Source organism: Erythrobacter sp. K21-9, from assembly GCF_055808355.1.
The window spans coordinates 1831163-1854704 of record NZ_CM147866.1; the positions used below are offsets into that span (position 1 = coordinate 1831163).

The 23542-nt window shown below is 62.3% G+C and carries 23 protein-coding genes, 1 tRNA gene and 3 pseudogenes; 17 read left to right on the forward strand and 10 right to left on the reverse strand.

Annotated elements, in window-relative coordinates; translation table 11 throughout:
* Positions 1-2 precede the first annotated feature (2 nt).
* Positions 3-1151 (reverse strand): pyruvate dehydrogenase (acetyl-transferring) E1 component subunit alpha, encoded by a 1149-nt coding sequence (gene pdhA / locus AC0L39_RS09265; protein ID WP_473257338.1) that lies wholly within the window; start codon positions 1149-1151, stop codon positions 3-5.
* Positions 1152-1305: 154 nt separating this feature from the next.
* Positions 1306-1605, reverse strand: coding sequence for an FtsB family cell division protein (locus tag AC0L39_RS09270; protein ID WP_473257340.1), 300 nt, complete (start codon positions 1603-1605; stop codon positions 1306-1308).
* Between the two features lie 158 nt (positions 1606-1763).
* On the opposite strand from AC0L39_RS09270, the gene AC0L39_RS09275 reads away from it, so the two are divergent.
* Genes AC0L39_RS09275 through AC0L39_RS09285 form a run of 3 tightly spaced genes read left to right on the forward strand, consistent with a single transcriptional unit; the run spans position 1764 to position 4819 of the window.
* Complete coding sequence (locus AC0L39_RS09275; protein ID WP_473257342.1) at positions 1764-2636, forward strand: mechanosensitive ion channel family protein; 873 nt, start codon at positions 1764-1766, stop codon at positions 2634-2636.
* A gap of 45 nt (positions 2637-2681) precedes the next feature.
* Positions 2682-3596 (forward strand): haloalkane dehalogenase, encoded by a 915-nt coding sequence (locus tag AC0L39_RS09280; protein WP_473257343.1) that lies wholly within the window; start codon positions 2682-2684, stop codon positions 3594-3596.
* Complete coding sequence (locus AC0L39_RS09285) at positions 3593-4819, forward strand: MFS transporter (RefSeq protein WP_473257345.1); 1227 nt, start codon at positions 3593-3595, stop codon at positions 4817-4819. Before AC0L39_RS09280 ends, AC0L39_RS09285 begins: the two co-directional genes overlap by 4 nt.
* Before the next feature lie 47 nt (positions 4820-4866).
* Here the strand turns inward: AC0L39_RS09285 and AC0L39_RS09290 are convergent.
* The 4 genes and pseudogenes from AC0L39_RS09290 to grxC all read right to left on the reverse strand — a co-directional run bounded on the left by AC0L39_RS09290 (position 4867) and on the right by grxC (position 6561).
* Positions 4867-4943 (reverse strand) — tRNA-Arg (locus tag AC0L39_RS09290).
* 32 nt (positions 4944-4975) lie between these two features.
* A pseudogene (locus AC0L39_RS09295) lies at positions 4976-5462 on the reverse strand (DUF1178 family protein).
* Between the two features lie 9 nt (positions 5463-5471).
* A pseudogene (locus AC0L39_RS09300) lies at positions 5472-6265 on the reverse strand (carbon-nitrogen hydrolase family protein).
* A gap of 32 nt (positions 6266-6297) precedes the next feature.
* Positions 6298-6561 (reverse strand): glutaredoxin 3, encoded by a 264-nt coding sequence (gene grxC / locus AC0L39_RS09305; protein WP_473257347.1) that lies wholly within the window; start codon positions 6559-6561, stop codon positions 6298-6300.
* A 165-nt stretch (positions 6562-6726) separates the two neighbouring features.
* Here grxC and AC0L39_RS09310 point away from each other — a divergent pair, with 165 nt between their 5' ends.
* The gene (locus AC0L39_RS09310; protein WP_473257349.1) at positions 6727-7215 is read left to right on the forward strand and encodes an Hsp20 family protein; all 489 of its coding nucleotides are present in this window, start codon (positions 6727-6729) and stop codon (positions 7213-7215) included.
* 453 nt (positions 7216-7668) lie between these two features.
* Here the strand turns inward: AC0L39_RS09310 and AC0L39_RS09315 are convergent, their stop codons facing one another.
* From AC0L39_RS09315 to tpiA, 3 genes are all read right to left on the reverse strand, one after another.
* Positions 7669-9303, reverse strand: a complete 1635-nt coding sequence (locus AC0L39_RS09315) for a CTP synthase (RefSeq protein ID WP_473257351.1) — start codon at positions 9301-9303, stop codon at positions 7669-7671.
* A gap of 112 nt (positions 9304-9415) precedes the next feature.
* Positions 9416-9787 (reverse strand): preprotein translocase subunit SecG, encoded by a 372-nt coding sequence (gene secG / locus AC0L39_RS09320; protein ID WP_473257353.1) that lies wholly within the window; start codon positions 9785-9787, stop codon positions 9416-9418.
* A 78-nt stretch (positions 9788-9865) separates the two neighbouring features.
* Positions 9866-10639: a triose-phosphate isomerase gene (gene tpiA, locus AC0L39_RS09325; protein WP_473257355.1), complete on the reverse strand. Its 774-nt coding sequence runs from the start codon at positions 10637-10639 to the stop codon at positions 9866-9868.
* Between the two features lie 224 nt (positions 10640-10863).
* Here tpiA and AC0L39_RS09330 point away from each other — a divergent pair, with 224 nt between their 5' ends.
* The 13 genes and pseudogenes from AC0L39_RS09330 to lexA all read left to right on the forward strand — a co-directional run bounded on the left by AC0L39_RS09330 (position 10864) and on the right by lexA (position 21318).
* Positions 10864-12219, forward strand: a complete 1356-nt coding sequence (locus tag AC0L39_RS09330; RefSeq protein ID WP_473257357.1) for a peptidylprolyl isomerase — start codon at positions 10864-10866, stop codon at positions 12217-12219.
* Positions 12212-12802 (forward strand): hypothetical protein, encoded by a 591-nt coding sequence (locus AC0L39_RS09335; RefSeq protein WP_473257358.1) that lies wholly within the window; start codon positions 12212-12214, stop codon positions 12800-12802. Before AC0L39_RS09330 ends, AC0L39_RS09335 begins: the two co-directional genes overlap by 8 nt.
* Before the next feature lie 119 nt (positions 12803-12921).
* The gene (gene trpE, locus AC0L39_RS09340; protein WP_473262334.1) at positions 12922-14367 is read left to right on the forward strand and encodes an anthranilate synthase component I; all 1446 of its coding nucleotides are present in this window, start codon (positions 12922-12924) and stop codon (positions 14365-14367) included.
* A 2-nt stretch (positions 14368-14369) separates the two neighbouring features.
* Positions 14370-15089: a hypothetical protein gene (locus tag AC0L39_RS09345; RefSeq protein WP_473257359.1), complete on the forward strand. Its 720-nt coding sequence runs from the start codon at positions 14370-14372 to the stop codon at positions 15087-15089.
* Positions 14977-15210: pseudogene (locus AC0L39_RS09350) on the forward strand (phosphodiester glycosidase family protein); the annotation flags it as partial. The gene AC0L39_RS09345 and the pseudogene AC0L39_RS09350, both read left to right, overlap by 113 nt.
* Positions 15210-15794 carry an alpha/beta fold hydrolase gene (locus AC0L39_RS09355; RefSeq protein ID WP_473257361.1) on the forward strand — a complete coding sequence of 195 codons (585 nt, stop codon included), beginning with the start codon at positions 15210-15212 and terminating at the stop codon, positions 15792-15794. The pseudogene AC0L39_RS09350 and the gene AC0L39_RS09355, both read left to right, overlap by 1 nt.
* On the forward strand, positions 15760-16188 hold the full coding sequence (locus AC0L39_RS09360) for an alpha/beta hydrolase family protein (protein ID WP_473257363.1): 429 nt from the start codon (positions 15760-15762) through the stop codon (positions 16186-16188). Before AC0L39_RS09355 ends, AC0L39_RS09360 begins: the two co-directional genes overlap by 35 nt.
* Positions 16185-16793, forward strand: a complete 609-nt coding sequence (locus tag AC0L39_RS09365) for an anthranilate synthase component II (protein ID WP_473257365.1) — start codon at positions 16185-16187, stop codon at positions 16791-16793. Before AC0L39_RS09360 ends, AC0L39_RS09365 begins: the two co-directional genes overlap by 4 nt.
* Positions 16793-17785, forward strand: coding sequence for an anthranilate phosphoribosyltransferase (gene trpD, locus AC0L39_RS09370; RefSeq protein WP_473262336.1), 993 nt, complete (start codon positions 16793-16795; stop codon positions 17783-17785). Before AC0L39_RS09365 ends, trpD begins: the two co-directional genes overlap by 1 nt.
* A gap of 4 nt (positions 17786-17789) precedes the next feature.
* Positions 17790-18578, forward strand: coding sequence for an indole-3-glycerol phosphate synthase TrpC (trpC, locus tag AC0L39_RS09375; RefSeq protein ID WP_473257366.1), 789 nt, complete (start codon positions 17790-17792; stop codon positions 18576-18578).
* Between the two features lie 187 nt (positions 18579-18765).
* On the forward strand, positions 18766-19242 hold the full coding sequence (moaC, locus tag AC0L39_RS09380) for a cyclic pyranopterin monophosphate synthase MoaC (RefSeq protein WP_473257368.1): 477 nt from the start codon (positions 18766-18768) through the stop codon (positions 19240-19242).
* 160 nt (positions 19243-19402) lie between these two features.
* Positions 19403-20473, forward strand: a complete 1071-nt coding sequence (locus tag AC0L39_RS09385; protein ID WP_473257369.1) for a molybdopterin molybdotransferase MoeA — start codon at positions 19403-19405, stop codon at positions 20471-20473.
* Positions 20474-20628: 155 nt separating this feature from the next.
* Entirely contained in the window at positions 20629-21318 is a 690-nt protein-coding gene (gene lexA, locus AC0L39_RS09390) for a transcriptional repressor LexA (RefSeq protein WP_473257370.1), read from the forward strand.
* Between the two features lie 21 nt (positions 21319-21339).
* On the opposite strand, the gene AC0L39_RS09395 is transcribed toward lexA, so the two are convergent.
* Entirely contained in the window at positions 21340-23385 is a 2046-nt protein-coding gene (locus AC0L39_RS09395; protein WP_473257372.1) for a ComEC/Rec2 family competence protein, read from the reverse strand.
* Positions 23386-23542 lie beyond the last annotated feature (157 nt).

The window sequence follows — 23542 nt, forward strand, 5'->3', positions numbered from 1 at the left end:
TATCAATACTCCCCCACCAAGACATCGGTGTAGAGTTCGTCGGGGCCAGGCTCGGGAGAATTCTCCGCAAAATCAGCGGATTCGGCGACGGTCTTGCGAATCTCCTTGTCGATGGCTTTCAGCTCATCCTCGCTTTTGCCCGCTTCGATCACGGTCTTTTTCAACCGCTCGATCGGATCATGATGATCGCGCTGGTCCTGCACCTCTTCGCGGGTGCGATACTTCGCGGGATCGGACATCGAATGCCCGCGGTAACGGTAGGTGTTGAGCTCCATCAACACCGGCCCCTTGCCTTCGCGCACGTGCTTGAAAGCGACCTCGGCCGCTGCGCGGACTTCGAGTACATCCATGCCATTCACATCCATGCCGGGAATGCGGAACGCAGTGCCGCGGCGGTGGAAGCGGGTTTCAGCGGACGAGCGCTTCGTCGCGGTCCCCATCGCGTATTGGTTATCCTCGACCACGAAGACGATCGGCAGGTTCCAGAGCGCGGCCATGTTGAACGTCTCGTAAACCTGCCCCTGGTTCGCCGCACCGTCACCGAAATAGGCAAGGCACAGTCCCCCGTCGTCGTTGTACTGATGCGCCAGAGCGAGCCCGCCGCCCAGCGCGACCTGCGCGCCGACAATGCCGTGACCGCCGTAGAATTTGTGCTCGGTGCTGAACATGTGCATCGAGCCGCCTTTCCCCTTGGAAATGCCAGCTTCGCGGCCCGTCAGCTCGGCCATGATGACCTTGGGGTCGATGCCGTAGGCGAGCATGTGGCCGTGATCGCGGTAGCCGGTGATGACGCTGTCCTTGTCCCCGTCCAGCGCGCTTTGCAGGCCGATGGCGACCGCTTCCTGACCGATGTAAAGGTGACAGAACCCGCCGATCAGGCCGAGGCCGTAAAGCTGGCCCGCCTTCTCCTCGAACCGGCGGATGAGCAGCATTTGCCGGTAGAATTCCATTATCTGGTCGATGTCGGTATCGAAGCTTTTGTTCGCGTCGAATTCCTCCTGCAGCGAATGCAAGATGAAATCGGGATCGTCGGTCGGTGCCAGAGGTGTGTTGTCAGCCGATGGTTTCTTTGCGGCGGCTTTCTTGGATGCAGGCTGTTTCGCCAAAGTGCGGTGTCCTCTCATCTGCTGGCGCGCGGCAATAAGAGGCATGCGCGCCGGATTTTCCATGGCCCCTATAGTCAGGTGTGCTGACCGGACGCAACGGAAAGCGCGCCCTTGCAGCTTAGTCGTTACAGGTTTTCCGGGCTCTTCAGGAGGGGATTGCTGGCGCGAATTCGTATGCGCACAAGCGAAGCCGGTGCGGTTACTCGTCCTCGACTGTGATCATGACCTCATCCGCGTGCAACACTCCAAGATTGCGGCGTACAAGCTCACTGGCGAGGTCGGGGTCGGCGGCCTGAGGGTCGAGCAGGTCCACCCGGTTGCGAAGCGCGTCGCGTGTCGCGCGCAATTCCTCGAGATGCGCCTGGCGCTGGTCGAGCGCCTGAACATTCTCGCTCCATGCGAGAAGTCCGGTCGGCCCGGCAATGGCAAACCCGGTCAGGACAAGCAGCGCACAAAGCGCGAAGCCCTGCCGCAAATGTTCCCGTGGTGGTCTACGCATCTCAACTTTCCCCAATGCAAAATCCACAGAATCATAGTTAACGCTCTGTATCAAGTCGAAACATGCTCGCCGGGCCGATTTTCTGGCCGAGCGGCGTCGGAACGAACCGGGCGCATCCCTCGTTATTGGGCCAAAAGCAGGAGGAACCCTCAGACATCATGCTCAACACCTTGCTCGACCAATTGAACGACATGGGCACCCAATTCGTGCGCGCCCTGCCCGGCATTGCCATCGCAGTGGTCATTCTGATCATCACCGCAATCGTCGCCCGGTTCACGGTCAAGATCGCCGACGGACTTATCGGGAAAACCGACATTCGTCCGTCGCTGCGCAACCTCATCGAAACGCTGGTAAAGCTGGCGACCTGGGTCATCGGTCTGATGATTGCCGCCATTGTCGTATTCCCCGAATTGACGCCTGCCAGCCTGATCGCAGGCCTCGGCATCGGCGCAGTCGCCATCGGGTTTGCGTTTCAGGACATCTTCGAAAACTTCCTCGCCGGAGTTCTCATCATGGTGCGCGAAAAGATGCGCATCGGGGACGTAATCGAATGCGAGGACATGATCGGCAAGGTTGAACATATCACCCTGCGCGAAACGCACCTTCGGTCGCTTTCGGGCGAGCTTACCGTCGTACCCAATTCCATCCTGTTCAAGAACCCGGTCGAGATCCTGACCGACAAGGAGCAGCGCCGCCACGATGTCGTAATCGGCGTGTCCTATGACACCGATCTGGACGAGGCAGCCGAAGTCATCCGCAAGGCGGTGTCCGCCGTGGACGAGGTCAACACCGAAAAGGGCCTCGATATCTTTGCGCAGGAATTCAATTCCTCCTCGGTCGATTTCCTCGTGCGCTGGTGGGCTGGCTCAACGCCACGCAGTGGCTGGGAAAGCAAGGACAAGGTCGTGCGCGCCATCAAGCGCGGGCTGGACGATGCCGGGATCGAGATTCCGTTCCCCTACATCACTCACACCTTCAAGGAGCGCATCCCGATGGGCGAAAATCCGGGCGAGCCAAGCACGGGTGGCTGATAGGTTGTTTCGTGCTACTCATCTTCTCATAGGGAGATGAGAATCATGAAAGTCCTGACATCCGACCCCGCCCGCTTCGCAAACCTGCCCGGATATTCCTTCGCGGAAAATTGGGTCACGATAGACTTGGGAGACGGGCATTCCGGCCGGATGCACTACATCGACGAAGGGCCAAGCGACGCGCCGCCCGTCCTGCTGTTTCATGGTGAACCCAGTTGGAGTTTTCTTTATCGCAAGATGATCCCGGTGCTGCTGGACGCTGGCTTTCGCTGCCTCGCGCCCGATCTCATCGGATTCGGCAAGAGCGACAAGCCCGACGATATCGGGTTCTACACATACGACCGCCATATCAGCTGGCTTAAACAATGGCGCGACGCCGTCGTGCCGCAGCCCGCGGCGCTGTTCTGTCAGGATTGGGGCGGGCTGCTGGGCCTGAGAATGGTTGGCGAAGAGCCTGACAAGTTCACCTGCGTCGTCGCCAGCAACACTTTCCTGCCAACTGGCGGGACGCCTTCACCCGCCTTCCTTGCGTGGCGGCATTTCGCCAAGACCTCGCCCGAGTTTCAGATTGGCGAATTGCTCCAGCGTGCCACCGCGACCGAGCGCACACCTGAGGAAGTCGCTGCCTACGACGCTCCCTTTCCCGACGAGCCAAGCAAGGCAGGAGCGCGCGCTTTCCCGGCACTCGTCCCGGTCGAAGACGGTATGGACGGCATCGAACAGAACAAGGCCGCATGGGAAGGTCTGTCCAAATTTGGCAAGCCATTTCTGACGCTGTTCGGAGAAGACGATCCGGTGACCGGCGGCCTTGCACAGCCGCTGATTGATCGGATCAAGGGCGCTGAGGGTATGCCGCATGCCATGCTCTCCACCTGCGGGCACTTTTGCCAGGAGGACCGACCGCAGGAACTGGCTCAGGGCGTGATCGACACCGCGAAAAAGGCTGGCTTCCTCGCTTGAGCAAAGCGGCGATCACCACAGCGCCGATCTACCTTAGCCGGGCGCAGGAATATGCGCTCGCGGTGACCGTCGCGGTGGTGACTGCGAACGCCTATTACATCCATCCTATCATCGGCGAGGTCGCGCGCGATTTCGGCGTTAGCGACGCGCGCATCGGGATTGTCCCTGCGCTCAACCAGTTGGCGCTGGCGCTCGGTATCCTGCTGCTCCTCCCGCTGGGCGACCGGTATTCGAACAAGCGGCTATGCATCGCCTTCGTGACCGCGCAGGCGATCTGCATGCTGGGAATGGCGCTGGCGGAGGGCTTTGCTGCCTTCACCCTCGCCTCGACCCTGCTGGGCTTTGTCACGATTGCACCGTATCTGATCCCCGCTTTCGCCTCCAAGCGGGTTGCGCCCGAACGTCTCGGACAGGTCACTGCGTTGCTGACGGCGGGCGTCATTTTCGGCATCCTCGTTGCGCGCGTCGGTGCGGGCGTCGTGGCCGAGCAATTCGGATGGCGGGCCGTTTACTGGTGCGCCTTTGCCATCATCGCGGGCGTGACGGTCTTTCTGCCGGTAACGATGCGCACTGAAACAGTGGCGACCAAGCAGCCGCAATCGGATTACGGCGCGCTGATCCGCTCGGTCTTCACGCTTGCCGCGCAGCACCGTGACACGATGGTATCTGCGGTCATCCAGGGCCTGAACTTCGGGGCCTTCACCGCCACTTGGCTGGCGCTGGCGCTGCATCTGACCAGCGCTGAACTCGGTTACGGCGTCGACACTGTCGGCTATCTCGCGGGGATCGCCGCAATCAGCATCATTTCGACACCGCGTCTTGGCCAGTGGGCGGATAAGGTGGGCGCACATCGGGCACGCGTCATAGCCGCGATTGTGCAGTTTATCGGTATCGCGCTGTTCTACCCGTTTGGCTTCGATGTCTGGACCCTGCTGGTGCCGCTGGTGATCGTAAACCTTGTAGGGCCGACGATCGACGTGACGGGACGCATGACCTTCCTGTCGCTCGAGCCGCAAATCCGCACCCGGCTCACCACCAGCTATATCGTGCTGATGTTCATCGGAGGCGCGATTGGCAGTATCTTGGGCACGGCGATCTATGATTGGGCCGGATGGGCGGGCACATGCGTGCTGCTGCTCGGAATGTCGGGAACGGTCGTCGCGCTGGCGGTGATCGCGCAGAGGATGTGGGGCGCGTCCCACGCTCATGTAGCGAAGCGATAGCGCAGAAAAGAACGCGCTCATGTAGCGAGGCGATAGCGCCAAAAATCTGGTGACCCCGGCGTGATTCGAACACGCGGCCCCCAGATTAGGAATCTGGTGCTCTATCCGGCTGAGCTACGGGGTCCCGCGACGCCCATAGCATTGGCGGGTTTCAAATCAATTGAGTTTGTCGGGCGGCGCCACCGGAAACGGCAGCGGTGCAACCGGTACGCCTTCGTCCACCAGCGATTTTGCTTCTTCGAGCGTCGCCTGCCCGTGAATCGGCGCTTCGTCACGCTCACCATAGTGCATTTCGCGCGATTGCTCGGCGAAGTCCTTGCCGACGAAGGTGCTGTTCTTGAGCGCTTTTTCCTGGGCTTTGGCGAGGGCTTGCATGGCCTCCTGCACCTCGTGCCGGCATTGGCGTGTTGGACACCGGCCTTGCATCGCCCGCATCGCCAGCATCTCTCGCAGCCTGCGCTGCGCTCTTCGCATTGCTCTTGACCGGGACTGCAGGCGCCATCGGCGCCTTGCTCACGGCTTCGTTGCCACATTCGGGACAGCTCAGCAGGCCGCTCGAACGCTGGTCCTCATAGTCAGAGGCAGAGCCGAACCACCCCTCGAACCGGTGGCCGTGCTCGCAATGGAGATCGAATACAATCATCGTGCCAACCTATTTGGGGATGTCGCGCTTGTTGGCAAGGCTGGGTAGCTGGCGGCGGACATCTTCGATCCGGGTGAGGTCAATCTCGCAAAACGCCAGGCCCGGCTCTTCGCCGCCCATGTCGAGCAGCACTTCGCCCCACGGATCGACGACCAGGCTGTGGCCGTAGGTTTCGCGCCCGTCCTCATGGCTGCCAACCTGAGCGGCGGCGATGACGAAAGCGCTCGCCTCGATGGCGCGGGCACGCTGCATGACATGCCAGTGCGCCGCACCGGTAGGACGGGTGAAGGCGGCGGGAATAGCAATAGCGTCGCATTGTGCCTGCCCCAGCGCCTCGAACAGCGCGGGAAACCTGAGGTCATAGCAAATCGTAAAGCCTAGCCGCCCGAGCGGCGTGTCAGGCTCGACCTGCACCGTCCTGCCCGGCGCATACGCCGCGCTTTCGCGCCAGCTCTCGCCTGTGGCAAGCTCGACATCGAACATGTGGATCTTGTCATACAGCACCGGCTCGCGGCCATTGGCGAAGAAATAGTGCGAACGGTTGACCCACTTCCCGTCCGCCAGCGCGGCAGGCATCGACCCCAGTGCAAGATCGGTCTGACCGCGTGTGGCAAGCTCCGCGAGGCGCTGCTGGAATCCGGCATAATGCTCGCCTGAAATGACAGCGCCAGCGCGCCCCGGTCCCGATCGAGCAGCAGCGACATTTCCGGTGTGAACAGGATATCGGCCCCGCCCGCCTGCGCATCGAGCATGGCTTGCTCGATCACGCCGAAATTGACCTCGGGGTCGATACCCGAAGTCATCTGGAGAACCGCGATTGTCGGCACGAGCGCCGTTACCCTGCAAGCAGGGCGTCGAGCTTGCCCTCGCGTTCGAGCGCGGCGAGTTCGTCCGATCCGCCGACATGCGTATCGCCGATGAAGATCTGCGGGACCGTCATCGCGCCGGGTGCGCGCTCACGCATTTCATCACGCTTGGGACCGCCCATGGTGATGTCGTATTCGTTGAACTCCACCCCCTTGGAAGAAAGCAGGCGCTTTGCACGCACGCAGAACGGGCAGGCAAACTTGCTGTAAACGTCGATTTTCGGAGTTTTCATCGGGTGTCCCTGTACCTCTTGAAAGGCGTATTCCTGGACCCAAATAGAGGGTGTCGCGGTGTTTCGCCAGTCTTGGGAGACATCAGCCGCGGCAAAACCGCAGGCGCTGCATGAGGCAGGTCTGCGAACATGTTCAGATTGCTCAAACAAGAGGATTTGCAAATTATGTCACGTCTCGATTTTACTCCATACCGCCGCAGCACGGTTGGCTTTGATCGCCTGTTCGACCTGCTTGAAAGCCAGGCGCGCACGAATTCCGGCGACAACTACCCGCCTTTCAACATCGCGCGCAGCGGTGAAGACAATTACCGTATCACCTTGGCCGTGGCCGGCTTCCGCCCGCAGGATATCGACATCACTGCACAGCAGAACCTGCTCGTCGTTCAGGGCAAGAAGCGCGATGACGTCGACGCGGGCGGCGAACTGCTGCATGTCGGCATCGCCAATCGCGGCTTCGAACGCCGCTTCGAACTTGCCGATTTCGTGCGCGTTGAAAGCGCCGATCTCGCAGACGGCCTGCTCATCATTGATCTCGTGCGCGAAGTGCCGGATGCGATGAAGCCCAAGAAGATCGCCGTGAATGGCGCACCGGCTCTTACCGCTGTTCCTGACAGCGATGATGAGGGCGATGAGAAGGCGAAAGGCGCCGCCTGATTGGCGGCCAGGCAATTCAGCCTAAACAGAAAATCTAGCCTGAAATATATGGGGGCGGATCGCAATGATCCGCCCCCGCGGCCATAAAGGCCGCCTCGTTGCGATGCTCACCGTCCGGGTCGCAGAAGACGGTCAACTTCGGTCCGAGCTCATTTATTGCAGAGGCAGTTGGACCGGAAGCGCAATCGCGCCCCTGACTCCGATACCTGCCGACCCCTGTTTTTGGCAGATTGGCGATACGAAAAGCCCGCCATCCATATTATGAGAACCTGTTATGGATCAGGGCCTAGTGCGCATTTGCACTATGGCGCAAGGGTAAACTTACTCTCTTGTAAAAACACGACAGTCTTGAATAAGCCCCCGAAAATCCAAAGCTTTTCCGAGCATTCAAAATTTACGTTTCAAAACAGAACCTTGCAATCAAGGCTTGCTGATTTTTCTGGAAAAATGCCGCTAGACGAGCCGTGAATGCGCCAGTGCCGCTTTTATGAATCCCGCAAAGAGCGGATGCGGATCGAAGGGCCGCGACTTCAATTCCGGGTGAAACTGAACGCCGACAAACCATGGATGGTCGGGACGCTCGACGATTTCTGGCAGCAAGCCGTCAGGCGACATACCCGAAAATACCAGACCCTGCTGCTCCAAGGGCTCGATATATTTCGAATTGACCTCATAGCGATGACGGTGACGTTCGGAGATGTCTTCCGCCCCGCCGTAAATCTGCGATACGTGGCTGTTGGCCCCCAGCTTGGCATCATAAGCGCCCAGACGCATTGTCCCGCCAAGGTCGCCGCCCTCTTCGCGCTGTTCCAATCCCTCTTCGCTCATCCATTCGGTAATGATACCGACGACCGGCTCTTGCGTATCGCCGAATTCCGTCGATGAGGCATCGCCATAGCCCGCCGACCGCGCGGCTTCGATGCAGGCCATCTGCATACCCAGGCAGATGCCGAAAAACGGCACCTTTCGTTGTCTTGCAAAGTGGACGCTGGCAATCTTGCCTTCGCTGCCGCGCTCGCCAAAGCCGCCAGGAACGAGGATGCCGTGAAGCGGCTCAAGCTCGGCGATGATCTCGCTCTCGTCACCTTCGAACAATTCGGCGTCGATCCACCTGATATTGACCTTGGCCCGGTTGGCGAGACCGCCGTGAATGAGCGCTTCGTTGAGGCTCTTGTAAGCATCGGGCAGGCCGACATATTTTCCGACGACGCCGATGGTTACTTCGCCTTCGGGATTGAAATATCGGTCGGTGACATCGTTCCACGCGGTCAGATCGGGCTCCGGTGCATCGGTGATACCGAAACCGCGCAGGACCTCTGCATCGAGACCTTCGAGATGGTATTGCAGCGGGACCGAATAGATCGACGGCGCATCGAGCGCGGGGATGACGGCTTCTTTGCGCACGTTGCAGAAATTTGCGATCTTCTGCCGCTCGCCATCGGGCAGCGGATGTTCGGCGCGGCACAGCAGCACGTCGGGCTTGATCCCGAGGCTGGCGAGCTCGCGCACGGAGTGCTGGGTCGGCTTGGTTTTGAGCTCGCCGGCTGCCGCGATGTAAGGCACCAGAGTGACGTGGACGCTGAGCGTCTGCATCGGCTCAAGCTCGTTACGCAGTTGCCGGATCGCTTCCATGAAAGGGAGCGATTCGATATCGCCCACCGTCCCGCCGATCTCGCACAGGATGAAATCGTGATCGTCCTGATCGGCGAGCGCGAACTCCTTGATTGCGTCGGTCACATGCGGAATCACCTGGACGGTCGCGCCGAGGTAATCGCCGCGCCGTTCCTTGGCGATGATGTCGCGGTAGACACGGCCCGACGTGATGTTGTCGCTCTGCCGCGCAGATACGCCTGTAAAGCGCTCATAATGGCCCAGATCGAGGTCGGTTTCGGCTCCGTCATCGGTCACAAAGACCTCGCCATGCTGATACGGGCTCATCGTGCCCGGATCGACATTGAGGTAGGGATCGAATTTCCGAATGCGGACCTTGTACCCGCGCGACTGAAGGAGGGCAGCAAGGCTTGCTGCCATGAGACCTTTGCCGAGCGAGGAAACCACGCCGCCGGTTATGAAAATGTACCGCGCCATGGGAGCCGAGCCTTAAGCGAGCAATTGGATTCGGGGCAAGCAAATAACGGCGCGCAGGCGCTCGCCATCCACAGCCATCGGGGAAAACGTCCGCAAGTCTGCGGGCAGCAGCCTATTCGGCGAGCGGGTCGCCGTCAGCCGGTGCGGCGGGATCGCCAGCAGGCGCGGCAACGCCGCCCCCGGTCGGCTCACCCAAGAGGTCGGGTCCCGCAGGTGCGCCGACATCGCGGTCGAGCGTCGTGCTGATCGCGCTGTTACCGGTCTCGTTCACGGCCACGGCGGCCAGAGCGATCGAGAGAGCCACGAAGGAAACCGCCAGCCACTTGGTCGCGCGCGTCAGGAAATCCGCTGCACCGCGCGCACCGAGCGCGGCATTGGGATTGCCGCCGATACCCAGTCCGCCCCCTTCGCTGCGCTGCATAAGGACGACTCCGACCAGAGCGGCGGCCACGATGGCTTGGAGGACGGTGAGAAAAAGGAACATGGCAAACGGGTCTCGATAGAAAGTGTGGGCGCTATTTAAGGCGCGCGTGGGCCGGCGGCAAGGGCAAGGCGGACAGCCTTACGCCTCGGCGGTTTCTCCGGCGGCAAGGGCAATGCCCATAAAGCTGTCTGCGGTAAGGCTGGCGCCCCCGACGAGAGCCCCGCCAACATCCGCCGTGCCGAGAATTTCCGCTGCGTTTTCAGGATTTACCGAGCCGCCGTAGAGGATGCGGATTTCGCTCCCGGCCTCGTCTCCGTACAGCTCGACCAGCAGCGCGCGGATCTCGCGGTGCATTTCGGCAATGTCGCTTATGGTCGCGGAATTGCCGGTGCCGATCGCCCAGATCGGTTCGTAGGCGATGGTGATGCGCTCATGAAGGTCTTCGAGGCCGTTCGCGCTTTGCGGGAGCGAGGCCTTAAGCTGATCCTTGACGAAGGTGACTGCATCACCCGCCTCGCGCGTCTCTGCGCTTTCGCCGCAGCACAGGATGACGCGCAGTCCGGCGGCAAGCGCTGCCTGTGCCTTGGCATTGACCAGCGCGTTGCTCTCGCCGTGGTTCTCGCGCCGCTCGCTATGGCCGAGGATGACGAACTTCGCACCCGCATCGGCGATCATCGATGCCGAGATATCCCCGGTATGCGCACCTTCCTCTTCATAATGGCAATCCTGCGCGCCAACGCCGATCTGTCCGGCTTCGCGGTGGACAGGGTGGATCAAGGTGTAAGGCGGTGCAATCGCGACCTCGACTTTCATGTGCCGCTGCGCCGCACGATCAATCGCGCGCGCCTCCGACAGCATGGCGCGCATGCCATGCATTTTCCAGTTACCAACGATGTAGGGCCGCTGCGGCATTGAACAATCCTAAGAAATCTCGCTTCGGTGCGAGATCCGAAGGACCCATTTAGGGTCGAGGGGCCGCGTCCGCTACCCGAGTAAAGAGATACAGTCAAAACGTGTCCGAACCTGTTGCCGCGAGGTCGCAGGGCCGATAAAGCGCTGTCCCAACCGTGCCGCCGCGCACTCCACCTTTGCCTCGCCAATGCGGGGGAATTGACCGCCGGGATAAGACCAGACCCATGATTTCGTTCTTCCGCAATTTCTTCCAGTCGAAAATCGGCCTGCCGATCTTTATCGGTTTCCTGATCATCGTGGCGCTCGCCTTTGCCGCGGTCGATATCACGGGCTCGACCTTTGGCGGCGTGTCTGGCGGCGACCGGGTGGCCGTAGTCGGCGATGATCGCATCACGACCTCAGAGCTGGTCAGCACCTCGAATTCGGCAATCCAGACGATCCGCCGGGAAAACCCGACTGTCACCATGCCTGAATTCGTCGAGCAAGGCGGTCTGGAGGAAGTGCTGCGCCAATTGATCGACCGTTATGCGCTGGGCGGTTACGCCGAGCAGAATGGCCTGCGTGCGGGCGAAAACCTCGTAAACAGCGAGATCCTGCAAATCAGCGCTTTCAGAGGAGCCACGGGCGATTTCGACCAGAATGTCTACCAGGCCGCGCTGCGTAATCAGGGTTTGACCGATGCGATCCTGCGGCGCGATCTCGCAGATGGCCTTCTCGCCCAGCAATTGCTGATCCCTGCCCTCGCCGCACCGCAAATGCCGGCCAAGGCTGCAAAGCAATATGCAGCACTGCTGCTTGAACGGCGTCAGGGCGATATTGCATTCATCCCGAGCTTCGCATTCGCGCCCGAAGGCGATCCCACTGATGAGCAGCTTGAAGAGTACTACAGCGAGAACCGCGCCCGCTTCACGCTGCCCGAACGCCGCACGATCCGTTACGCTCTTTTCGGCTCCGACAGCCTCGATGTAGACGTGACGCCGACCCCGGAAGAAATTCGCGCTTTCTACGCAGCCAACGAAGCACGTTTTGCCGCGAGCGAAACGCGGGACGTCTCCTCGTTCCTCGTCCCTACCGAAGATGCAGCGCGCTCGCTCGTGGAGCGCATTCGCGGTGGATTGTCACTGGAAGCGGCGGCGCGTCAGGCCGGCTTCAGCGTCTCGAGCGTCGATGGTCAGACGCGCGAACAGCTTTCGTCCGCCCTCAGCTTTGCAGTAGCGGAAAACGTGTTTGCCGCGGCTGAAGGCGCAATCGCAGAGCCAGCACAGAGCAATCTTGGCTGGTATGTCGCGCGCGTCGACAGTGTCACGCGGACCCCTGCCCGCACCATTGCCCAGGCAACACCCGAGATCACCGAAGAGCTTCGCGTCCAGAAACGTGCCGGAGCGCTTGCGGACCTGAGCGCCCGCATCGAAGAAGAAGTCGACAGCGGAACCGCGCTCGTCGATGTTGCGGATGCATACGGCCTCGAAGTCAGCACCACCCCGCCCGTCCTCGCCGACGTGCCGCATTTTCGGCCAGCAGGGCGGATCGCTCAATCCGGCATTGGCGCGCACGGTCGAAACCGCGTTCCAGATGGATGAGAGTCAGCCGCAACTGGCGGAAATCGTACCCGGGTCGCAGTTCGTGATTTTCGATGTCGCCAGCATCACCGAAGCAGCCGCACCGCCGCTTTCCGAAAACCGCCAGGAGGTCACTCTCGCATGGGGATTTGCCGAAGGTGCGAAAGCCGCTCGCGAAACAGCTGACCGCGTGCTTGAGAAAGTCCGCGCAAATACCGCACTTGGCGAAGCTATTTCGGCTGAGGATGCAAACCTGCCGCCGATTGACCGCATCGACCTCGAACGCCGACAGCTGTTCGCGCGTCAGGATCAGGCTCCGCCACCGCCTCTGGTGCTGCTGTTCAGCATGGCCGAAGGGTCGACCAAGCTTTACGAGGCGCCAAACGACATCGGCTGGTACATCGTCAGTCTCAACGAGATCGCCACCGAAGACATTCCGGAAGACAGCCCGCTGCTTGCGCAGGCTCAGCAGCAGCTTGCCTCGGCTCTCAGCGGTGAATATTCCGACCAGCTGACACGGGCAATCCGCGCGGAACTTGGTGTGGAGCGCAATGAAGACGCCATCGAGGCGGTTCGCCGCCAGCTGGTCGGTGAGACCAACTGACCAATGCGCCACCGCAGCCCCGCGTGACCCTGCCTGCATCCGAATACGCTTCGCTTGAGAATGCAGCCCCTGCTGCCAGCGCTCTGGCCGCTGGCAAGCCTGCCTTGGTGTGGCGGCGAATGGTTGCCGACAGCGATACGCCGGTGGGCGCGGCCCGCCGCCTGATTGTGCCGGGCCGCGGCGATTTCCTGCTCGAATCTGTCGAAGGCGGCGAGGTTCGCGGGCGCTATAGCCTACTGGGTCTCGACCCTGATCTAGTATTCCGGGCAAGCGCAAGCGAAGCGGTGATCAATCGCACTTGGCGCACTAACCGCGATGCCTTCGAGCTATGTGCCGGCGATGCACTCACGGAACTGCGCGCGCTCGCAAATGCGTGCCGCATCGACGTACCCGACGCGCTGCCACCCGCGCTTGCGTGCCTTGTCGGGTATTTCGGCTACGAAACCATCGGCCTCGTCGAGAGCCTGCCGCGCGCGGCGGCGAGCGAGCTGGCCCTGCCCGACATGCTGTTCGTGCGGCCCACGGTCATCCTGGTCTTCGATGGCCTCACCGATGAGCTGTTCTGCGTCGCTCCGCTATGGCCGCAGGACGTCGCCGGATCGGATCCGCAATTGGCCATCGCGGAGGCAGGCGAGCGGATCGACGAGACGATGCGCGCGCTCACCCGGCCTCGCCCTGCGGAACCGCACCTCGGCGTTCACGGCGCGGACCCCGAGCTTTCGCCGGTCATGGCCGAAGAGGATTACAAGGCGATGGTCGCCCGCGCGAAGGATTACATCGTTGCAGGCGACATCTTTCAGGTGGTTCTGGCGCAGCGTTTCACATGCCCGTTCGAGCTTCCGCCGCTGGAGCTTTACCGTGCGCTGCGCCGAGTGAACCCGTCGCCGTTCCTCTATTTCCTTGATCTGCCCGGTTTCGCGATTGTTGGCTCCAGCCCCGAAATCCTGGTGCGAGTGCGCGGCGGCGAGGTCACCATCCGGCCTATTGCCGGCACACGGCCAAGGGGCGCGAGCCAAGTGGAAGACCGCGCCAACGAAGTCAGCCTGCTCGCCGATCCCAAGGAGCTGGCAGAACACCTCATGCTGCTCGATCTGGGGCGCAATGACGTGGGCCGGGTTGCTGCACGGGGCAGCGTGGAGGTGACTGACAGCTTTACCATCGAGCGCTACAGCCATGTGATGCATATCGTCAGCAATGTGGTCGGCGCGCTCTCGGATGAAAAAGACGCACTCGATGCGCTGTTTGCCGGGTTTCCGGCGGGAACAGTCTCAGGGGCGCCGAAGATCCGTGCATGCGAGATCATCGCTGAACTAGAGCCCGAGACACGCGGCGCCTACGCGGGCGGCGTTGGCTATTTCGCACCCGACGGATCGGTCGACAGTTGCATCGTGCTGCGCACTGCCGTCGTGAAGGAGGGGATGATGCACGTTCAGGCAGGCGCGGGAATCGTCGCCGACAGCGATCCAGATTACGAATATGCCGAATGCCGCGCAAAGGCAGGCGCGCTGATCGCAGCAGCCCGCGAGGCTGTACGCGTGGCGCGCGAACCGGGCTTCGGACAGTGACCATGACTATGAAACGCTTCATCATCATCCCCATTGCCGCACTGGCACTCAGCGCTTGCAACCAGCAGCCCGAAGGCGAGCCGGTCATGCGCGCGCAGCTCGATCCAGATGGCGGGGTCACCGAAATCGTCGAAACGCCCGAAGGCCCAGTTGCGGTCCCCGCGCCAGAGGTGGCATCTGCCTGCGCCAGCGTCACCTTCGAGGAGGTGCCGCTCACCCACTGCATCGCCGACCCTGCCGAGCACCGGATTTCGGCTGCGCTTGCCCCTGCGAGCGGCGATGATTTCGGACGTTTCGCCGGCTTCGCAAGGACTCTCGAAGCGGACGCGGTCGAGTTTGCCATGAACGGGGGCATGTATGGCGATGACCTGAGAGCGATCGGATATTTCGTGCAGGACAGCGAGCGCCTCACGCAGCTCAACCGCGCCGATGGTTCGGGCAATTTTCACATGAAGCCCAACGGCGTATTCTTCGGATCGGACGGCGAGTGGCGCGTGCTCGACAGCGATACGTTCTTCCGCACCGTAGGGGATCGAGTCGCAATTCGGCGCGCAATCCGGCCCGATGCTTGTCATAGACGGCGAACTGCATCCGGAATTTCAGGAAAACGGCCCCTCGCGCGCGATCCGCAACGGCGTTGGCGTCGCTGCCGATGGCAAGGCGCATTTCGTGATATCGGACGCGCCTATCAGCTTTGGACAATTCGGGCGGTTCTTCCGTGACGAGCTCGAAACGCCCAACGCACTCTATCTCGACGGAAACGTCTCATCGCTCTGGAACCCGGCCACCGGACGCATGGACAATGGCCGCGTGGGACCGCTGCTGGTGGTGGAGAAGAAGTGATGCACCCCGGCAATATGCAGACCTACGAACGCACGCTCTATCCGGAGATCGAACCCTACGAATCCGGGATGCTGGACGTGGGCGAAGGGCATTCGCTCTATTACGAGCGTTGCGGGACGCCTGGCGCGAAACCGGCGGTGTTCCTCCACGGCGGTCCCGGTGGAGGGATGGCGCCTTCGCACCGGCGTCAGTGGGATCCCGATCTCTATGATGTGCTGCTGTTCGACCAGCGCGGCTGCGGCAAATCGCTGCCCTTTGCCGAAATCGAGCACAACGACACTGCCCGCATTGTCGCCGACATAGAGCGCCTGCGCACAATGTGCGGTCACGATCAATGGCAGGTGTTTGGCGGCAGTTGGGGCGCGACCCTCGCGCTTGCTTACGCGCAGGCTCACCCCGAGCGCACCAGCGAACTCGTCCTTCGCGGCGTGTTTCTCGCGCGCAAGCAGGAGCGCAGCTGGCTCTACGAATACGGCGCCAGCGAGATCATGGCCGAGCAATGGGATCTCGTTCTCCGGCCACATCCCGGCTGGCGAACGCGGCGACCTCGTGTCCGCCTATTACCAGCGGCTGACCAGCGATAACGAAGCCACGCGCCTCACCGCGGCGAAAGAGTGGTCGCTGTGGGAGGGCAGCGTCGCAACATTGCTGCCGAACGAAGCGCTGCTTGAAGAGTTCGCGGACCCATCCAAGGCAGTGCCGTTCGCGCGCATCTGCGCCAAGTTCTTCCTCGAGGACTTCTTTCTCGAGGAATCGCAATTGCTCAAACACGCAGATCGCCTCAAGGGCATTCCCGGCATCATCGTGCAGGGGCGCCACGACATCTGCGCGCCTCCCGGCGCGGCATGGGCGCTCAAGAAGGCGTGGCCCGAAGTCGATCTGCGCATTGTCCACGATGCCGGTCACAGCGCGAATGAGCCGGGTATCATCGACGGTCTGGTCAAAGCGACTGACGAACTCGGGGGCAAGACGCCGTGATACTCGTGATCGACAATTACGACAGCTTCACCTTCAACCTAGTTCACTACCTAATGGAATTGGGTACGGAGGTCCGCGTCGAGCGTAGCGATGCCCTGTCGGCGAGCGAGGCTCTGGCGACGAACGCCAGCGCGTTCCTGATCTCGCCTGGCCCCTGCACTCCGAATGAGGCCGGCATCAGCCTCGATCTCGTGGCGGCCTGCGCCGATGCCGGGAAACCCCTGCTCGGTGTGTGCCTTGGCCACCAGTCGATCGGGCAGCATTTCGGCGGGACAGTTGTGCGCGGCGGGTTGATGCACGGAAAAACCTCCCCGGTCACGCATGACGGCAGCGGCGTGTTCGCAGCCCTCCCCTCGCCCTTCACCGCGACACGCTATCACAGCCTCGAAGTGGTGGACGTGCCCGAAACCCTCGTCGCCAATGCCCATGCACATACCCCCGGCAGCGAGGATGCCAGCGTCATGGGTTTCCGCCACGAATCCCTCCCGATCCACGGCGTGCAGTTTCACCCGGAAAGCATCGCCACAGAGCACGGCCACGCCCTGCTCGCCAACTTCCTTAAGCTGTGCGGGATCGAAGCCCGTCTTCCCGAAAGGCTCGCATGATGAGCACCCTGCCCGACGTATCGACCCCGCTGAGCGAGACCGAGGCGGAGACAGCATTCGCCGCGCTGCTCGATGGCGCCCCCAGTGAGGAAGAGATCGAACACTTCCTGATCGCGCTGTCCGATCGCGGCGAGACCTCCGACGAGATCGCAGGTGCAGCCCGCGCCCTGCGTGCACGCCTGCTGCCGATTGTCGCGCCCGAAAACGCCATCGACGTCTGCGGAACGGGCGGAGACGGCCATCACACGCTCAACGTCTCGACCGCCGTCAGCCTCGTCGTCGCGGCTTGCGGCGCGCCTGTCGCCAAGCACGGGAACCGCGCGGCATCATCGAAGGCGGGCGCTGCCGACACGCTGGAGGCACTCGGCCTCGACATGGATGCCGCCGGACGCACTGCCGAAAAGACGCTGGCCGAAATCGGCATCTGCTTTCTGTTTGCAAAGAACCATCACCCGGCGATGGGGCGTATCCAACCGATCCGCCGGAAAATCGGCAAGCGCACAATCTTCAACCTCATGGGGCCGTTGTCCAATCCGGCAGGGGTCAAAAGCCAGCTGATCGGTATCGCGCGCCCGGCCTATGTCCCGATCTATGCGGGCGCGATGGCCAAGCTGGGAACGGGCCGCTCGCTGATCGTGTCGGGCGACGAGGGGCTCGACGAATTGTCGCTTGCAGGCGGCAATGAAGTTGCTGTCGTGACGGGCAACACGTTCGAGATGCACCGCCTCCATCCCTTTGACGCCGATATCCAGATTTCTCCGATAGAGGCAATCCGCGGCGACGACGCCAAGCACAACGCCGCCGCTTTGAAAGCGCTCTTGATGGGCGCCCCCGGGCCCTACCGTGACGCCGTAGCTTTCAACGCTGCTGGCGCGCTTGCGGTGGCGGGACGCGGCGATGGCTGGCCCGAGCGGGTCGCATTGGCGGTGGAAGCGATTGACAGCGGAGCGGCACTAAGAATGCTCGAACGCTGGATCGAACTGGCGACCTGATTTCATGAACAAGCTTGAAGAAATCTGCGCCGCCAAGCGCGATATCGTGGCCGCCCGCAAGGCGGTCATATCGCTCAGCCAAATGGAGGAGGCCGCCCGTACCCAGACTCGCCCGCGTGGGTTTGAGGATGCGCTGCGCCGCAAGGCCGAAACCGGGTTTGGCCTGATCGCCGAAATCAAGAAAGCGAGTCCTTCCAAGGGCTTGATCCGCGATGATTTCAAACCGGCTGAACATGCGCGCGATTACGAGGCGGGCGGCGCTGCGTGCCTCTCGGTCCTTACCGATGCGCCCTATTTCCAGGGGCACGAGGATTTTCTCATCGCAGCGCGGGCGGCCTGCAAATTGCCGGTGCTGCGCAAGGATTTCATGGTCGATCCGTGGCAATGCCTCGAAGCGCGCACGCTCGGATCGGATGCGATCCTGATCATTGTCGCGGCATTGGAAGACCGCGCGATGGCAGAGATCGAAGCCGCCGCGCTCGAGCACCGGATGGACGTGCTGGTCGAGGTCCATGACGAGGCCGAAATGGAGCGCGCGGGCAAGGTGCTCAAATCGCGCCTGATCGGGGTCAACAACCGCGACCTGAAAACCTTTACGACCTCGCTCGCCACCACCGAGCGGCTCGCCCCCCTGGCCCCGGAAGGCGCTCTACTGGTTGGTGAAAGCGGTATTTCCTCGCACGACGACCTGGAGCGCCTGGCGAAGGCTGGCGTGCGGACATTCCTCGTCGGAGAGAGCCTCATGCGCGCCGGGGATATAACCGCCGCAACCCGCACCCTGATCGAGGGATAGGCGCGCTCCTGACGCTGAACTTAAGCTCAGGCTGTCCTACAGCGGCGTGTTCTGCCATTGTTGCGGCCATGACCTGCATCGCCTCGATCGTACCCCCAAAAGGCATATTTTCGCGACCTCGCTCAGGGACCGGTTTTTACCCCCTGGACACTGTCTCATGTGTCTCATGGACCAGCGGAGGAAACCCATGAACGACCTCACCCATCTCGATGAAAGCGGCGCGGCGCGCATGGTCGATGTTGGCGGGAAAGACGCATCGCAGCGCCTCGCCATCGCTTCGGGCCGAATCGCGATGTCGGCTAAAGCGCTGGAGGCGATCCGCGCGGGCGACGCGCCCAAAGGCGATGTGCTCGGGACTGCGCGGATTGCCGGGATCATGGCTGCCAAGCGCACCGGCGAGCTGATCCCGCTGTGCCATCCTCTGGGGCTCGAGTCGGTTGCGCTGGACTTCGGGTTCGAGGAGCGCGCGATCACAGCGACAGCCACTGCCTCACTCACCGGGAAAACCGGAGTCGAGATGGAGGCGATGGTCGCGGTCTCCACCGCGCTGCTCACGATTTACGATATGGCGAAGGCGATCGACAAAGGCATGGTGATCGGGGACGTCCGCCTCGTCGAAAAGCGCGGCGGTAAATCGGGCACCTGGAAAGCGCAGGGCGAGTGAGCCCGATGCTCTCGCTGGAGGAGGCGCAGGAACGCCTGCTGGCACTCGCACCGCTTGGAACGACGGAACAGGTGCCTGCCGATGCGCTCGGGACGGCACGCTATCTCGCGCAAGACCTCTACGCACGTCGCACACAGCCACCGGTACCGATCTCTCCGCAATGGATGGCTATGCGATATGCGGCGCGGGCCCTTGGTCCAAAGTCGGGGAAAGCCGCGCGGGAACGCCCTTTGGCGGGACGCTGGAGCCGGGGCAATGCACCCGTAGCTCGACCGGGGCGCACATGCCCGCCGGCGCGGACAGGGTGCTGATCCAAGAAAACGCGGTCGTCGATGGGGATTTGGTGAGCCTTGCAGCCGGCGAAGACCTCCCGTCACCGCAGCGCCACGTCCGGAAGAGGGGCTTCGACTTCGTGGATGGTGACCGGGTTCTGGCCGCCGGAACGCTGCTGGGCCCGGCGCAGATCGCACTCGCGCTCGCATCAGGCCAGGGCACACTGCCTGTGCTGACCGCGCCCCGCATTGCCGTGCTCGACAGCGGCGATGAGCTGGTGCGCGACCCAAGACAATGCGGCCCCGACCAGATCCCGGCCAGCAATGGCGCAATGATTGCAGCGATGCTGCACCCGCTGTCCGGCAAGGCTACGAGGCTGGGACCGGTTCCTGACGATGAGACGGCGCTCGCTGCGGCTCTGGCGAAGGCGGAGGATCACGACATCCTGATCACCTCCGGCGGGGCTTCAGTCGGCGATCACGACCTGGTGCAGCAGGCGCTCAAGGACTGGGGCGCGGACCTCGCTTTCTGGAAGGTGGCGATCAAGCCGGGGAAACCGCTGATGGTGGCGACTCGGGGTAAGCAAGTGATCCTCGGCCTGCCCGGCAATCCGGTATCGAGCTACGTGACATGCTTCCTGTTCGCGCTCCCGCTGATACGGGCGGCGATGGGTGCAGCGAGCCCGCTACCCGCCGCGCACCATGTCAGTGCCTCCGAAGCCCTGCCTGCCAACGGTCCGCGCCGCGAGTTCCTGCGCGGCGTCAGCGATGGCGCGCAGGTACGCAGGGCCGCGTCGCAGGATCTCGAGCGCGCTGCTCGCGCTGGCCTCGGCAAACTGCCTGATCGACCGCCCGGCAGGCGCACCGGACATCGCACCGGGCGAGCGCGTGGCCGTCTACAACCTCCAAAATGGCTGAATCCTGCGGGCTTCAAAGCGGGGCGTCGCTTGACAGGATGAATCGAGTTGCCTATTCGTTCCTCATTCGTTCACCATAAAGGCGGACGATGAGCGCTGACAAAGCACCGCCGATGCGGGTGCCTCTTGAAGCGCGTGAGTTTGGCACTGCGGCGTGGTTATCCGCTCCGGGAACGTGCGTATCAGGGAGTAACCCCATGCTGACTGCAAAGCAGCACGAATTGATCCAGTTCATCCAGAAACGCCTGGATGAAACCGGCATATCGCCAAGTTTCGAAGAGATGAAGGACGCGCTCGATCTCAAGAGCAAGTCCGGCGTGCACCGCCTGATTTCCGCTCTGGAAGAACGCGGCTTCATCCGCCGTCTGCCCAATAGGGCGCGGGCGCTTGAGGTGATCAAGCAACCCGAGGACGCTACCCCGACGCCGAGGGCAACGGTATCGGCTAACGATGCAGTAGCGTCCGCTTCGAAAGTGATGAAGAACGCGCCAGAGCCCGCCAATGACGTGATCGAGATCCCGCTTCACGGCAGGATCGCAGCCGGCGCACCGATCGAGGCGCTCGAAGGGCAAAATTCGCTACCCGTCCCGGCAGCCTTGCTTGGACCGGGCGAACACTATGCTCTTGAGGTATCCGGGGATTCGATGATCGAGGCCGGCATCTTCGACGGAGACTTCGCCCTCGTCCGCCGCACCGACAGCGCGCGGGATGGCGAGATCGTCGTCGCCTTGGTACGCGGTGAGGAAGCGACGCTCAAATACCTCCACAAGGAGGGCAGCAGCGTGCGCCTCGACCCGGCCAATGCCAGCTATGATCCGCAGGTCTACGGCGCATCCGAAGTGCAGGTCCAGGGCAAGCTTGCGGGACTGCTGCGGCGTTATCACTGATCGGTAAGCACGGGGGAGCGGCTAGGGCTGCTCCCCGCGCCACCAACCATGCCCGCCCTGCCCTGCGGCAACACTTGAAATGCGCTCGTTCGTCAGGTCGAGCGCAAGCCCGCCGGTCTGGACCAACAAACGCCGGTCGGCTTTTAGCCAACGCGGCTTGCAGGACCTCGGCAGGAACCGGTCGGCGACGACGATGTCAGCCCGCTCGCAAGCGGCTGCCAGTGCGCGCTCTTCCACAAGGTCACGGTTGCGGGCCAGAAGCATCACCCAGTCGCGCCCTCCGCGCTGGATGTTGATGAGGCAGAATTCGCTAGAGCAATCGGCACCGGGCCACCGGACCAACGGGATCGGGGCGCTCGTGACGCTCGCCAATTCGAGCAGGTTGTCCCGCGAGTACGAGGACCGGCTATCTCGAAGCGAGAGCAGCTGACGCCCCCCGACCGGGGTATCGATTGTTATCCCGACATGGCGGCCTTCACGCCCGATCAGAACATCAGGTATCGGTGTGAGGATCAGCTGCATCGTCGCGATTGAAGCGGGCAGCAATCCCCAGAGCCGCGCCTTCCCATTCCAAAGGGCAAGCCAAAGCGCGCCGCCCACAAACAGGGCTATCGTGCTCATCCCCATCTGCGGCATCAGCTTCACCGATCCCGGCTGCGAAGCGGTGAGATGTGCGAGCACCAGCAGCGAATCGAGCGATCGCTGGACAAGCCACCATGCTGGCGCTCCCGCTCCCACGAGATCGAGCGCAAGTGCCAACGCAATCAGCGGCATGGAAATGAACGTCACCAGCGGGATGGCGAATACATTGGCAAACGCTCCGTAGAGCCCGGCGCGATGGAAGTGGAACAGCACTATCGGCATGAGCGCGATCTCGATCAGAAGCCCTGTCAGGAAAAGCATGACCACCCGCCTCCCCGTACGGTTTACCCAAGGTTCCTCGCGCGGTGCCAAAAAGGCTTTCGCAGGTGATGACGAATGGAAGGCAACAATGGCCAGAACGGCAGAAAAGCTCATCTGAAAGCTCGGCCCGACGATGCTCTCCGGCCACAACAGGAGGACGAACATCGCAGCCGCAGCGACCATCCGCAGCGAAAGCGCGTCGCGTCCCAGCGCGAGCGCAATCAGCACGAGCATCGCGGCGGCGCAACTGCGCACAGTCGGCACCTCGGCCCCGGTCAGCAGCGTATACCCAATCCCGGCCAGCGCGCCGACAGCAGCAGCGGCCACCGGCAACCGTACCCTCAACGCCACCGCTGGAAAAAGCGCCAGAAACTTGAGTGCCAGAATGTATGCCGCCGCGATCACCGCACTCACATGCAATCCGCTGATCGAAAGCAAGTGGGTAAGCCCCGCATCGCGCATCGCATCCTCGTCAGCCTCGGCGATGGAGCCCCGATCGCCGCTCGCGAAGGCGGCTGCGATGGTGCCTGCCGATCCGTCGACACGCTCACGAACGTGGGAAGACAGCGCTCGCTGGATAGCGGCAATGCCTCCGGCAGGCGGAGCGGCCTCTACCAACTCGATAGTGCCGACGACGCTGCCCGTTGCAGCAACGCCCTTGAACCACGCCGCTCGCGCAAAATCGTACGCACCGGGAAGCATGGGGCTGGCCGGCGGCATGAGGCGGACACGGGCCCGGATCACTGCACCTTCAATCAACTCTGCCGATCGCCCACTTTCGAGGCCTGGCGTATCTAGCGGTACGTTGATCCGTATCTTCCGGCTTTCCCCGGTTTCGGCGTCTCGCACCGCCAATGTGAGCCTCAGCCGGTTGCGTGAGGGCTGGTCCTCGCGCTCGAGGACATAGCCCTGCACCCGCTCTACCACTGGTCGCTCGATTGGCTCGGCACCGACCATTTCGGACCGCACCCATATCACGGCTATCCCGGCAGCGAACATCAGGCCGCATGCAATCAGAGCGCTGCGCAAATGGCCGCGTTCCTCATCGCCGCGCCACAACGCGATGGCGGCGAGCGCTATCAGCACTCCGGTGACGATAGCGGCGACCCATTGCCACGGTGAATTCAGCCCGAACCAGACAAGAATGCCGGCTCCGAACACCACCGAAAGCCACGGCGCCCGGTCAAACCCGTACCGTCGCGAGAAAACCTTCTGCGGTCTGGGCAAGTTTGCGAGGGATGCTGGACAAGACTGCGCCCCTTTGCCAAGGGCGCTGCATTGCAACATTATCGGCGACCGGGACATTCGATGCTCCGTCGCC

Bases quoted from the DNA above. Each gene is read 5' to 3' on its own strand.
- trpE (WP_473262334.1), top strand. From the start codon at position 12,922: ATGGTTGCCGACAGCGATACGCCGGTGGGCGCGGCCCGCCGCCTGATT.
- pdhA (WP_473257338.1), bottom strand. From the start codon at position 1,151: ATGCCTCTTATTGCCGCGCGCCAGCAGATGAGAGGACACCGCACTTTG.
- AC0L39_RS09345 (WP_473257359.1), top strand. From the start codon at position 14,370: ATGACTATGAAACGCTTCATCATCATCCCCATTGCCGCACTGGCACTC.
- AC0L39_RS09280 (WP_473257343.1), top strand. From the start codon at position 2,682: ATGAAAGTCCTGACATCCGACCCCGCCCGCTTCGCAAACCTGCCCGGA.
- trpD (WP_473262336.1), top strand. From the start codon at position 16,793: ATGAGCACCCTGCCCGACGTATCGACCCCGCTGAGCGAGACCGAGGCG.
- grxC (WP_473257347.1), bottom strand. From the start codon at position 6,561: ATGAAAACTCCGAAAATCGACGTTTACAGCAAGTTTGCCTGCCCGTTC.
- AC0L39_RS09335 (WP_473257358.1), top strand. From the start codon at position 12,212: ATGGATGAGAGTCAGCCGCAACTGGCGGAAATCGTACCCGGGTCGCAG.
- tpiA (WP_473257355.1), bottom strand. From the start codon at position 10,639: ATGCCGCAGCGGCCCTACATCGTTGGTAACTGGAAAATGCATGGCATG.
- AC0L39_RS09275 (WP_473257342.1), top strand. From the start codon at position 1,764: ATGCTCAACACCTTGCTCGACCAATTGAACGACATGGGCACCCAATTC.
- lexA (WP_473257370.1), top strand. From the start codon at position 20,629: ATGCTGACTGCAAAGCAGCACGAATTGATCCAGTTCATCCAGAAACGC.
- AC0L39_RS09270 (WP_473257340.1), bottom strand. From the start codon at position 1,605: ATGCGTAGACCACCACGGGAACATTTGCGGCAGGGCTTCGCGCTTTGT.
- trpC (WP_473257366.1), top strand. From the start codon at position 17,790: ATGAACAAGCTTGAAGAAATCTGCGCCGCCAAGCGCGATATCGTGGCC.
- AC0L39_RS09355 (WP_473257361.1), top strand. From the start codon at position 15,210: ATGCACCCCGGCAATATGCAGACCTACGAACGCACGCTCTATCCGGAG.
- AC0L39_RS09330 (WP_473257357.1), top strand. From the start codon at position 10,864: ATGATTTCGTTCTTCCGCAATTTCTTCCAGTCGAAAATCGGCCTGCCG.
- moaC (WP_473257368.1), top strand. From the start codon at position 18,766: ATGAACGACCTCACCCATCTCGATGAAAGCGGCGCGGCGCGCATGGTC.
- secG (WP_473257353.1), bottom strand. From the start codon at position 9,787: ATGTTCCTTTTTCTCACCGTCCTCCAAGCCATCGTGGCCGCCGCTCTG.
- AC0L39_RS09315 (WP_473257351.1), bottom strand. From the start codon at position 9,303: ATGGCGCGGTACATTTTCATAACCGGCGGCGTGGTTTCCTCGCTCGGC.
- AC0L39_RS09385 (WP_473257369.1), top strand. From the start codon at position 19,403: ATGGATGGCTATGCGATATGCGGCGCGGGCCCTTGGTCCAAAGTCGGG.
- AC0L39_RS09310 (WP_473257349.1), top strand. From the start codon at position 6,727: ATGTCACGTCTCGATTTTACTCCATACCGCCGCAGCACGGTTGGCTTT.